9 protein-coding genes are annotated in these 12,016 nt (G+C 72.8%); 7 read left to right on the top strand and 2 right to left on the bottom strand.

The window, feature by feature from the left end:
* Positions 1-15: 15 nt before the first annotated feature.
* The 6 genes from J2Z30_RS46410 to J2Z30_RS46385 all read left to right on the top strand — a co-directional run bounded on the left by J2Z30_RS46410 (position 16) and on the right by J2Z30_RS46385 (position 6,352).
* Positions 16-843 (top strand): NTP transferase domain-containing protein, encoded by an 828-nt coding sequence (locus J2Z30_RS46410; RefSeq protein ID WP_078956773.1) that lies wholly within the window; start codon positions 16-18, stop codon positions 841-843.
* Between the two features lie 572 nt (positions 844-1,415).
* Positions 1,416-2,852 carry a molybdopterin molybdotransferase MoeA gene (locus J2Z30_RS46405; RefSeq protein ID WP_078957348.1) on the top strand — a complete coding sequence of 479 codons (1,437 nt, stop codon included), beginning with the start codon at positions 1,416-1,418 and terminating at the stop codon, positions 2,850-2,852.
* Entirely contained in the window at positions 2,849-3,904 is a 1,056-nt protein-coding gene (locus J2Z30_RS46400; RefSeq protein WP_044572489.1) for a potassium channel family protein, read from the top strand. The genes J2Z30_RS46405 and J2Z30_RS46400 overlap by 4 nt, the downstream gene beginning before the upstream one ends.
* Before the next feature lie 10 nt (positions 3,905-3,914).
* The gene (locus tag J2Z30_RS46395) at positions 3,915-4,892 is read left to right on the top strand and encodes an NAD(P)H-quinone oxidoreductase (RefSeq protein WP_044572487.1); all 978 of its coding nucleotides are present in this window, start codon (positions 3,915-3,917) and stop codon (positions 4,890-4,892) included.
* A 314-nt stretch (positions 4,893-5,206) separates the two neighbouring features.
* Positions 5,207-5,674, top strand: a complete 468-nt coding sequence (locus J2Z30_RS46390) for a hypothetical protein (protein WP_209469138.1) — start codon at positions 5,207-5,209, stop codon at positions 5,672-5,674.
* A 108-nt stretch (positions 5,675-5,782) separates the two neighbouring features.
* A complete protein-coding gene (locus tag J2Z30_RS46385; RefSeq protein ID WP_044572485.1) occupies positions 5,783-6,352 on the top strand; it encodes a bacterial proteasome activator family protein in 570 nt (189 codons plus the stop codon).
* A 168-nt stretch (positions 6,353-6,520) separates the two neighbouring features.
* Here the strand turns inward: J2Z30_RS46385 and J2Z30_RS46380 are convergent, their stop codons facing one another.
* Positions 6,521-8,203, bottom strand: coding sequence for a protein kinase domain-containing protein (locus J2Z30_RS46380; protein ID WP_044572484.1), 1,683 nt, complete (start codon positions 8,201-8,203; stop codon positions 6,521-6,523).
* 314 nt (positions 8,204-8,517) lie between these two features.
* On the opposite strand from J2Z30_RS46380, the gene J2Z30_RS46375 reads away from it, so the two are divergent.
* Positions 8,518-10,101, top strand: a complete 1,584-nt coding sequence (locus J2Z30_RS46375) for a protein kinase domain-containing protein (protein ID WP_078956772.1) — start codon at positions 8,518-8,520, stop codon at positions 10,099-10,101.
* A 234-nt stretch (positions 10,102-10,335) separates the two neighbouring features.
* Here the strand turns inward: J2Z30_RS46375 and J2Z30_RS46370 are convergent, their stop codons facing one another.
* Positions 10,336-11,376 (bottom strand): phosphotransferase, encoded by a 1,041-nt coding sequence (locus J2Z30_RS46370; protein WP_044572479.1) that lies wholly within the window; start codon positions 11,374-11,376, stop codon positions 10,336-10,338.
* Positions 11,377-12,016: the final 640 nt, after the last annotated feature.

Genomic DNA, 12,016 nt, shown 5'->3' with positions numbered 1-12,016 from the left:
CGCCATACTCATGGGGTGACTCCAGGTGCCTATGACGCAGTGATCCTGGCCGGGGGCGCCGCTCGGCGGCTCGGCGGGGTGGACAAGCCCGCGCTTCGGGTGGGCGGGCGAGCCCTGCTCGACCGGGTGCTGGACGCATGCCGCGGCGCCGGACGGACCGTCGTCGTCGGCCCGCGCAGGCCCACGGCGCGCCCGGTGCGGTGGGCCCGGGAGGAGCCCCCCGGCGGCGGCCCGGTGGCGGCCGTCGACGCGGGCATCCGGCAGACCACGGCTCCGGTCGTCCTCGTCCTCTCCGCCGATCTGCCCTTCCTCACCGACGAGACCGTCGAGACCCTCCTCACCGGTCTCCAGGGCACCGAAGGGGCCGTGCTCATCGACCCCGACGGCCGTGAGCAGCCCCTTGTCGCCGCCTACCGCGCCGAGCCGCTGCGCCGCGGGATCGCCCTCCTCGCCACCGAACACGGCGGCCTCGGCGGGCTGCCCCTCCGCCTCCTCGTCTCCGAGCTGGCCCTGGCCCGCCTCCAGCACCCAACCGCTTCGTTCGACTGCGACACCTGGGAAGACATCACCACCGCTCGAGCGCGCATCAGGGAGCATGGACACGTGTTGGACGAATGGATTGCCGCAGTCAAGGCCGAGCTCGGGATCGACCTGGATGTCGACACCGCGGCCCTACTGGATCTGGCCCGTGACGCCGCACATGGCGTCGCCCGGCCCGCCGCCCCCCTGACCACCTTTCTCGTCGGCTACGCCGCGGCCCAGAAGGGCGGTGGCCCCGAGGCGCTGGCCGCCGCCACCGAGAAGGCCGCGGCGCTGGCGGCGCGTTGGGCCGAGGAGCAGTGACACCTCGCCGCCCCCGGGACGGGGACCCGCTCGACCGCGAGGTCGACGAGGCGCTGGCGCTGGCCAATGAATCGCCGCCGCAGGGCCCGCAGCCACCCGGAACGGAATCGGAGGAGGACTGGGCCGACGCCGCCCTCAGCCTGGCCAATGGCCGCCCGGCCCAGCCCACCCGGGAGCGAAGCCCCGACGACACCGACGGCGTCCGCGAGCCCGACGACGCCGACGACGCCGACGACGCCGACGACGCCGACGGCATCGGCGGCATCGGCGGCATGGGCAACACGGGCGACATCGCCGGTATCGCCGACACCGGCGACCCGACCCGGACCGACTGGGTCGAGACCGCGCTCGACCTGGCCCGGGAAGCGGCGGAAGAGCCCGCGGCGGTCCTGGATGGCCAGGATCACGTACGCCGAAGGCCAGAGGTGTATTCGAGGAGCCGATCTTCGGGTAGTCCGACATCGGAGGGCACTGGCACCAACGGCACGCGGTCCAGGGCCCCCGCCCATCAGACCCCGGCCCCGCACCCGAAACGCACCCCCGGTGCACCGACGCCCAACCCACATCCCTCCATGAACGCAGCGCACCGCAGCCCCACCTCCTGGCCCGACGCCCGCGCCATCGCCGCCCGCGCCGCCGTCAAGGAGGCCGCCCACGCCGCCCCGGTGCTGCGGCCGCTGTCCGAGGTGCTCGGCCAGGTCCTGGCCGCGCCGCTCGCCGCGCTCACCGATCTGCCGCCCTTCGACACCTCCGCGATGGACGGCTGGGCGCTCTCGGGCCCCGGCCCCTGGCGGCTGCCGGCCGGGACAGAAGACCAGGGCCACCAGGGCATCCTCGCCGGACACGGCGAGACGGCCCCCCTCCCCGACGGCCACGCGGTCCGCATCGCCACCGGCGCCCGCGTCCCGCCCGGCGCCACCGCCGTACTGCGCAGCGAGTACGGAACCGACGCGGGCGACGGCTGGCTCCACGCGTCCCCCGCCCACCCCGTCGTCCTCGGCCAGGACATCCGCACCCGGGGCCAGGAGTGCCGCAGCGGTGATCAGCTGCTGCCCGCCGGGACCCTGGTCACCCCCGCCGTCCTGGGTCTGGCCGCCGCGGCCGGGTACGACGAGCTGCCGACGGTGCGCAGGCCGCGCGTCGAGGTGCTGGTCCTCGGCGATGAGCTGCTCACCGAGGGGCTGCCGCACGACGGCCGGATCCGGGACGCGCTGGGGCCGATGGTCGGGCCGTGGCTGCGGGCGCTCGGCGCCGAGGTCTTGGGTACCCGGCGGCTGGCCGACGAGGCGGACGCCGTGTACGCGGCGGTGGCGGAGTCGTCCGCCGACGTCGTCGTGACGACCGGGGGCACGGCCGCGGGCCCCGTGGACCATGTCCACCCCACCCTGCGCCGCCTGGGCGCCGAACTGCTGGTGGACGGGGTGGCGGTGCGCCCCGGCCACCCGATGCTGCTGGCCCGTCTCGCCCGCGCAAACCGCGCAAACCATGCAAGCCATACAAACCGTGAGAACCCCGGAAACCCCGGAAACCCCGGAAGCGCCGAAACCCCTGGAAACGCCGAAACCCCCGAACGCCCATCCCGCCCCGCCCGGCACCTGGTGGGGCTCCCGGGCAATCCGCTCGCGGCGGTGTCCGGTCTGCTGACCCTCGCGGAGCCCCTGTTGCGGACGCTGACGGGCCGCCCGGCCCCGGACCCCGGCCCGGCCCCGCTGGCCGAGGCCGTGCAGGGGCATCCGCGGGACACCCGGCTGGTCCCCGTGACCTTCCGGCAGGACGCGGCGGTGCCGCTGCGCTTCAACGGCCCGGCGATGCTGCGCGGCATCGCGGTGGCCGACGGTCTCGCCGTGATCCCGCCCGGCGGGGCGAAGCGCGGCACGGAGGTCGACGTACTGGATCTCCCGTGGTCGGCGAGCGCGACAGAGCAACCGAGCCATGCGGACCAAGCGCGCCAACGCACCGACCGGGCGACCGACGGCGAGGGCATATCCCCCCAGGAGGGCCCGGCGTGAAGCTGCCCAGCCATGACGCGGCCGCCCGGACCCCCGGGGACGGCGGCCACCGCGTCCATCTGCCCCACTTCCCCGCGGGCCCGCTGCGCCAGGTCGCCCGGCGGTTGCTGCTGGCGCTGCTGGTGCTGGTGCTGACGGTGGCCATCGTGTACGTCGACCGCGCCGGCTACCACGACAACGCCGACGAGCAGGTCGACTTCCTCGACTCCGTCTACTACTCGACCGTCACGCTGTCCACGACCGGATACGGCGACATCGTGCCGTACAGCGACAGCGCGCGGCTCAGTAACATCCTGCTGGTCACGCCGCTGCGCGTGCTCTTCCTGATCATCCTGGTCGGCACCACCCTGGAAGTCCTGGCCGAACGCACCCGCGAGCAGTACCGCCTGAACCGCTGGAGGTCAGCGTTGCGCGATCACACCGTCGTAGTGGGCTTCGGTACGAAGGGGCGGTCCGCGGTGGAGACCCTTTGCGCGACGGGGCTGCCCAAGAACCGGGTGGTCGTGGTGGACCCCAACCAAGAGGTGATCGAGGCGGCCAACGCGGAAGGGTTCGCCGGGGTGGTCGGCGACGCGACCCGCAGCGATGTGCTGTTGCGGGCGGAGGCGCAGCGCGCCCGCCAGTTCGTGATCGCCACCCAGCGCGATGACACCGCCGTCCTGGTGACGCTGACGGCCCGGCAGCTCAACCGGGGCGCCAACATCGTGGCGGCGGTGCGCGAGGAGGAGAACGCGCCGCTGCTGCGCCAGTCCGGGGCCGACGCGGTGATCACCAGCGCCAGCGCGGCGGGCCGTCTGCTGGGCATGAGCGTGCAGAGTCCGACGGCCGGTGCGGTGATCGAGGATCTGATCCAGCAGGGCACGGGCCTGGACCTGGTGGAGCGCACGGTGGTGAAGGCCGAGGTGGGCAAGTCGGTGCGGGACACGGAGGATCTGGTGGTGTCCGTGCTGCGCGGCCATCGCCTCCTCGCGTACGACGACCCCGCCGCCAGCCCGCTGCAGGCGGCAGACCGCTTGATCACGATCGTTCGCGCGCCGATGGTCCAGGAGTAGCCTCGCGGCCATGCATGCGATCACGATTCCCGAACCCGGTGGCCCCGAAGCCCTGGTATGGGCGGAGGTCCCCGATCCCGTGCCCGGTGAGGGCGAGGTCCTGGTCGACGTGGCGGCCGCCGGCGTCAACCGCGCGGATGTGCTCCAGCGCCAGGGCCACTACCCGCCGCCGCCCGGAGCCTCGCCCTACGCCGGCCTGGAGTGCTCGGGCCGGATCTCGGCGCTCGGCCCCGGCGTCACCGGCTGGGCGGTGGGCGACGAGGTGTGCGCCCTGCTCGCGGGCGGTGGATACGCCGAGAAGGTGGCGGTTCCCTCGGGCCAGCTGCTGCCCCTTCCCGAGGGCGTGGACCTGGTCACGGCCGCGGCGCTGCCCGAAGTGACCGCCACCGTATGGTCCAACGTCTTCATGATCTCCCATCTCCGGCCGGGCGAGACGCTGTTGGTGCACGGTGGATCGAGCGGCATCGGCACCATGGCGATCCAGCTGGCGAAGGCGGTCGGGGCGCGGGTCGCGGTGACCGCGGGGGGCCCGGACAAGCTGGCCGCCTGCCAGGAGCTGGGCGCCGACATCCTGATCGACTACCGCGAGCAGGACTTCGTCGAGGAGATCCGCCGGGCCACCGACGGCGCGGGCGCGGACGTCATCCTGGACATCGTCGGCGCGAAGTACCTCACCCGGAATCTGGAGACGCTCGCCCTCAACGGACGGCTGGCGATCATCGGACTCCAGGGCGGGGTGAAGGCCGAGCTGAACCTGGCCACCCTGCTGTCCAAGAGCGCCGCCGTGACGGCCACCGGGCTGCGGGGCCGCTCGCTGGCGCAGAAGTCGGCGATCATCGCGGCGGTACGGGAGCATGTCTGGCCGCTGATCGGGGGCGGCCGGGTCCGCCCGATCGTCGACAGTACCGTCCCGATGCGGGAGGCCCCGGAGGCCCACCGGCTGCTGGAGTCCAGCACGCATGTGGGCAAGATCCTCCTGACGACCTGAGCGCCGCGGGTCCCGGGTCCGTACGGCGGCGCCGCCACGATCCCTACGGCGCCGCCGCGATCCCTACGGCGCCGCCACGGCCCCTACGGTGCTGTCGCGGTCCCCATGGCGCTGTCGCAGTCCTTACGGTGGGCGCCGCGGTCCTTACGGTGGTCCTTACGGTGGTTACGGCGGGGCGCCGCGGTCCTTACGGTCGCGCCGCGGTCCTTACGGTCGTACCGGAGTCCGTACGGCGGCGTTCAGGGTGCCCGGTTCCTACCCTCATGTGACGCTGATCCCGTTACGCAACGGTTCGGCACGGGAGGGTGACCACCGTGAACCCTGCGACGCTTCGCACACTCCCCGCGGCGGCCCTGCTGGCGGGCACCGCCCTGGCCGCGGCCCCCGCCGCGTCCGCCACCCCCGCCGCCACCCCCGCCGACGACGGCGGCGGGCTGGCGGGCACCCGCGCGGGCGAGGGCCGTGCGCACCCCGGCCGCACCGGGACGCCGACCCCCACGTCGCCGGACGGGGACCCCTCGGCCGACACCGGGGACGACGAGGGCACCGGGCGGTTCTCGGTGGTGCCCGAGTGGACGCCGTCCTCCCTCCCCGTCCCGCAGCGGCCGGACCGGCACCAGGCGCGTGAACCGCTCCCGTCCGGACAGCCTTACGGTGCTCAGCGGACCGCCACCGAGCCCAGCGGGCGGGCGATGCGGGTGCTGCCGCTTGGCACCGGTCTCGCGCTCACCGGTCTCGGCCTCGGCCTGGCGTTCTTCGGTCTGCGACTGCGCCGCCGCTGATCACCGCCACTGATCTGATGGCCGCCGCTGACGGCCCTCGCCGGTGATCGCCGCCGAATCCTCGACCCTCGCCCGTCGTCCCGGGTGCCGGTGCGGAACAATAGGGGTATGAACCAGCCGATGAACGAACGAGCGCAGGAGAGCCCGCACGTCCTGGTCGTCGGTCCGGACGGCATGGCACTCGGCGGCGTCGCTCCTGCTTCCGGCGAGGGCGGTGGTGACGACGAGTCGCGCGAGGTTCCCGTTACGGACATGGTCGAACAGCCGGCGAAGGTCATGCGGATCGGCAGCATGATCAAGCAGCTGCTGGAGGAGGTCCGTGCCGCACCTCTCGACGAGGCAAGCCGGGTCCGGCTCAAGGAGATCCACTCCAGCTCGGTGAAGGAGCTGGAGGACGGGCTGGCGCCCGAGCTGATCGGGGAGCTGGAGCGGCTGTCGCTGCCCTTCACGGACGAGGCGGTGCCCACCGAGGCGGAACTGCGCATCGCCCAGGCGCAGTTGGTCGGCTGGCTGGAGGGGCTGTTCCACGGCATCCAGACCACCCTGTTCGCCCAGCAGATGGCGGCGCGCGCCCAGCTGGAGCAGATGCGCAGGGCGCTGCCGCCGGGGATCGGCGGGGGCGAGGAGGACGAGGACATGCCCAAGCCGGGCGGCGCCCGCTCGGGGCCGTACCTCTGAGCCGCTGAACGGCTCCCCGAGCCACGCACCGGACACCACGACCGGACACGCACGCACTGGACACGTGCCGGACACGCACCGGACACAACGAAACGACGCCGCGGGCCTCACCTTCCGATGAGGCCCGCGGCGTCGTCGTGCCGGAAGCGGAGCGAGCGGGAGCCGCTCCTACTCCGGGTTGCCGGTGGAGACGGTCAGCTCGATGGTGTCCGTCTTGGGGTTGTACGGCTCGTAGTTCCGGTACGTGTAATTGAGGACGGTGCCCTTGCCCCACAGATTCTCGTCCTGGGGCACCACGCGGTACTTCCAGCCCGCCGCGCGGATGCACTTCTTCACCGAGTCGATGTAGAGGTTCTGGAAGTCGGGCACCGAGTACGTGCCCTTCTCGTCGGTGTCCTCGTACGCGTCGGTGCACTTCTTGGTCTCGATGGTCTTGGTCTTGTCGCCCATGCGGAAGCCCGCGGCGTTGTCGGGGGAAGTCGGCGACGCCGACTTGCCGCCACCGCCCCCCTTGCTCTCGTCCTTGGAGTCCTCGCCCCCGCCCTGGAGCGCGATGACCAGGATCACGGCGATGACCGCGATCGCCGCGACGACGGCCGAGCCTATGATCACGCGCTTGTTGCCGCTGCCGCTGCCGCTGCCGCTGCCGCCGCCGCTTCCGGACGGCGTCGAGGGCGAGATGTTGTACGGCGGCGGGGTGCTGGGGCCCTGGTACGACGGCGTCGGGGTCTGGTAGCCCTGCTGCCCCAGCGGTGTCGTGGACGGCCCCTGGCCGACCGGGGGCGGCGGGGTGGACGGGCCGAAGGCGCCGAACTGTCCCGGGGAGTGCTGCGGCTGGTACGGCGTCTGGACGCTGCCGGGACCGGGGGCGGGCGTCTGCTGGTCGATCGGCGGGAAGACCGCCGAGCCGACACCGGAGCCGCTGCGGGCCGGGGGCCCGCCGCTGATGATGATCGGAGAGGCGCCGGTCTGCCCGGTACGGGCGACTCGTGCGCATTCGTCGCGCATGGCCTCGGCGTTCGGGAAGCGCTCGTTCGGGTTCTTCTTCAGAGCGCGGGCGACCAGCGCGTCCACCGCCGGGGGAATGGACTGGTTGATCGAGGAGGGCGCGACCGGCTCCTCCTGGACGTGCGCGTAAGCGATGGCCAGCGGCGAGTCCGCGTCGAAGGGCAGCCGGCCGGTCAGCAGCTCGAAGAGCATGATGCCGACCGAGTACAGGTCGCTGCGGGCGTCCACGCCGCGGCCCAGCGCCTGCTCGGGCGAGAGGTACTGCGGGGTGCCGACGACCATGCCGGTCTGGGTCATGGAGGTGACCCCGGACTGCATGGCGCGGGCGATGCCGAAGTCCATGACTTTGACCACATTACGCTTGGTCATCATCACGTTACCTGGCTTGATGTCGCGGTGGACCAGCCCCATCTCATGGCTGATTTCCAGCGCGGCCAGCACATCGCTGGTGATCTTCAGCGCCTTTTCGGTCGGCATCGCGCCGTACTGCCGGACATCGACGTCCAGAACCGAGCGCAGCGGCTGCCCCTCGACGTACTCCATGACGATGTACGGCATCAGGGAGCCGTCCATGGCGTCCTCGCCGGTGTCGAAGACCGAGACGATATTGGTGTGCGTGAGCTTCGCCACCGCCTGGGCCTCGCGGCGGAACCGCTCGCGGAAGGACTGCTCGCGTCCCAGTTCGGTGTGGAGCGTCTTGATCGCGACCTGGCGGTCCAGCACGGTGTCATAGGCCAGGTGAACGGATGCCATGCCGCCCTCGCCCAGCAGGTCGCGCAGCTGATACCGGCCGTTCGCCAGAGAGTGGCCTTGATACCTGCCCGATGCGCCGTACTGGCTCATTTCGTACTTCCCCCTTGGCGCACTCACTACTCTGACGCGCACGTTTCGACGCATTGATCTTGATGTTCTGGATATCGTGGCCAAGTCTGCCCCAGGCCACGGACACGTCAAGCCGCGTTGCCCGTTCCGTGACCGGATGCGCAAGAACCCGTCACGCGATTTGCATCGCTTCACCGTCAACAGGTTTGATGGCCGGTCCATCACCAACCGATACACGGCGCGAAGGCTGTAGCGTGCCTAGCGGGAACCGTACCGCCCGTGGGCGGGGCGATCTCGACCCGACCCCCCCACCGAGAACGAGACGGCGAGGACCGATGGCACAGACCCAGGGCGCTCAGGGGCCCTCCGAACCTGACGCCAGCGGGTCCGGAATGCCGGATATGCCCGAGGTGTGGGGTAATGGAGGGCTTGTCGGCGATGGCCGATATCGGCTTACCGGTCGACTCGGCCGCGGCGGTATGGCGGAGGTGTTCGCCGCGGAGGACCTCCGGCTCGGCCGTACGGTCGCGGTGAAGCTGCTCCGCGCCGACCTGGCCGAGGACCCGGTGTCCAAGGCCCGCTTCACCCGCGAGGCACAGTCCGTGGCCGGGCTGAACCACCACGCCGTGGTGGCGGTCTACGACTCCGGCGAGGACACGGTCGGCCAGAACACCGTGCCGTACATCGTCATGGAGCTGGTCGAGGGCCGGACCATCCGTGATCTGCTGCTCAACGCCGAGGCCCCGCCGCCCGACCAGGCGCTGATCATCGTCTCCGGGGTGCTGGAAGCGCTCGCCTACAGCCATCAGCACGGCATCGTGCACCGTGACATCAAGCCCGCCAACGTGATCATCACCCACAGTGGCGCGGTCAAGGTCATGGACTTCGGCATCGCCCGCGCCCTGCACGGCGCGCAGTCCACCATGACCCAGACCGGCATGGTCATGGGCACCCCGCAGTACCTCTCGCCGGAGCAGGCCCTCGGCAAGGCCGTGGACCACCGCTCCGACCTGTACGCCACCGGCTGTCTGCTCTACGAGCTGCTGGCGCTGCGCCCGCCGTTCACCGGGGAGACCCCGCTGTCGGTGGTGTACCAGCACGTCCAGGACACCCCGGTGCCCCCGTCGGAGACCTCCGGCACCGTGCCGCCGGAGCTGGACGGCCTGGTCATGCGCTCCCTCGCCAAGGACCCGGACGACCGGTTCCAGAGCGCCGAGGAGATGCGCGGACTGGTCCAGTACGGGCTCCAGATGCTCCACGAGGCCGGCGGCCACACCGGCATGTGGAACACCGGCCCGGTCACCCAGCACCTGGGCGCCGCCACCCCCGCCATGGGCATGCCCGGCGTCGGGGCCACCACCGCGCTGCCGCACCCGGGCCACGGCGAGACCTCCCAGCAGCCGATCGTCACCGGCCCCGGCGGCGGTGGCGGCGGCCACCACGGCGGTTCCGGCCGCCGTAAGGGCCGCGGCAGGATGTGGCTGATCGCGGTGCTCGCGGTGATCGCGGTCGCGACGGGGGTCGCCTTCGCCCTCCAGATGGGCGACAAGGGCGGCGGGAAGCAGCCGGGCAAGCACCAGACGTCGGTCACCCAGGAGAAGACGGAGAAGCCGACCGACAAGCCGAGCGACGACTCGGGCGACGAGACGGTCCCGAGCGACGACGAGAACACCTCCGGGGACACGGGCAGCGACTACACCCCGACCGCGAACCCGACGCCGACGTACCAGGACGACCCCACGGGCGAGCCGACGGACCCGGAGACGGACCCCGGCACCGGCGAGCCGACCGGCGAGGAGACCACCCCGGGCGGCGGCGAGGAGACCACCGCGCCGACGGACCCGGAGACGGACCCGGGCACCACCGAGCCCACCGGTGGCACGGCGGGCGCCACGGACGGCGGCGCCGGCACCCCCTGACGGCCGGGGGCGCCCCACGGTACCCCCTCGGCCTCAGCCGTAAGAAGGGCCCCTTCCCCGCGGAAGGCGGCCCTTCAGTCGTAGGAAGGCCCGCTCGGGTAGTTGCGGGAACGCCTGCTCCGGCGGCGCGGGAACGCCTGCTCCGCCGTCGCGGGAACGCCTGCTCCGCCGTCGCGGGAACGCCCGCTCCGGTCGCCGCGGGAAGGCCCGCTCCGGCCACGGGAAGCGCCCCCGTCACCCGCAGAAGGCGTCGCGGACCGCGTCGTACTCCCGGGTCCACCACACCACCAGTGCGGCGGCCGCCGGGAACTGCGGATCGGCGCGCCGGTCCCCGCGCTGGTAGCGCCAGCGCAGCATCCAGAAGTCGTTGAGCCGCTCCCACCACACCCGGTGCACGGCCGCGGCCATCTCCGAGGTCCCGGCCCCCGCCGCGCAGCGGTACGCCCGCGCGTAGGACCGAACCTTGGTGAGCTCCAGGGTGCCGTCGGGCCGTACGAAGAAGATCGCGGCGGCGCGGACCGCCTCCTCGGCGCGCGGCTGCACCCCGAGCCGGTCCCAGTCGACGATGGCGGCCGGTTCGGTGTCGCGGTAGAGCAGGTTCAGCGGGTGGAAGTCGCCGTGCACCCAGCCGGCGACCGGGACGGCGTCCGCCTCCGGGCGGCGGTGGGCGTGCCGCTCCACGAGCGTCCGCCGCTCGACCAGCCGGTGCTCGGCGAGCTCGTCGAAGGAGTCGCGGTTCCGGCGCCCCCGGATCAGCGTGAGCAGTTCGTCGATGACGGCGAAGGTGTCCTCGGGGTTGGCGGCGGCCTCCACGGGCGGCCTGCGGTCGCCCGTACGGGCCCGCATGACGCGCTCCAGACAGGTGTGGACGAGCCCGAGCAGCCCGCCCAGCCGCCAGCACTGCGGGGCGGTCAGCTCACCGCCGTCGCGGTGCCGCCCGTCGATCCAGGGATGTAACGCGTAGCAGCGGCCGCCGATGACGGCGACCGTACGGCCGTCGGCGTCGGGAACCGGCGGGGCGACGGGCACCCCGAGCGCCTCCAGCCGCTGGGTGACGCGGTGCTGGCGGGCGATGGCGGTGCGGTCGCCGTCGAGGTGGTGTTTGAGGAAGAACCAGCCGCGGGTGGTGGCGAGGCGGTAGCCCCGGTTGAGCAGTCCCTGGGTGAGCGGTTCGCAGGAGACGGCTTCACCGGCGGTGTCATAGCGGCGGAGCAGGGCGCTCAGGGTTTCCCCGTCGGGAGCGGCCTCGGCGGAGTGTACATGTGAGCGCGGCACCTGCCAGATGTTAGATCACCGGACATCACCGCCACGGCCCGCGAAGACGGAGCACGGCGCCCTGGGGTACGGCCGGTTGACCGGGACGGGGGCGGGGCGTCTCGGCGCCTGCGGCGGGCCGTTCCCCTCCCCGCCCCTTCCCACGACTGGGGCTCCGCCCCAGACCCCGCCGCCCTGGCACGCCGGGGTGGCGGGGTGCCAGGAGGAGTCGCGATATGCGGCTCCGCCGCGCGGCCCACCGGGCACCCCGTAACGCTTCCGAGCCTGCGCCGCGCCTCCGCCGGGGGGCAGTGCGTCTCGGCTTGCGCGTCTCCGCCGGGGGGTAGCGCGTCTCGGCTTGCGCCGTGCCTCCGCCGGGGGCAGTGCGTCTCGGCTTGCGCGTCTCCGCCGGGGGGCAGTGCGTCTCGGCCTGCGCCGTGCCTCCGCCAGGGGACAACGCGTCTCGGCTTGCGCGTCTCCGCCGGGGGGCAGTGCGTCTCGGCTTGCGCTGCGTCTCCGCCGGGGGGTAGCGCGTCCCGGCTTGCGCGCTTCCGCCGGGGGGTAGCGCGTCTCGGCTTGCGCGTCTCCGCCGGGGGGCAGTGCGTCTCGGCCTGCGCCGTGCCTCCGCCAGGGGACAACGCGTCTCGGCTTGCGCGTCTCC

This window comes from Streptomyces iranensis (genome assembly GCF_017874715.1).
Taxonomy (GTDB): domain Bacteria; phylum Actinomycetota; class Actinomycetes; order Streptomycetales; family Streptomycetaceae; genus Streptomyces; species Streptomyces iranensis.
This window is presented reverse-complemented; position numbering and strand designations above follow the sequence as displayed.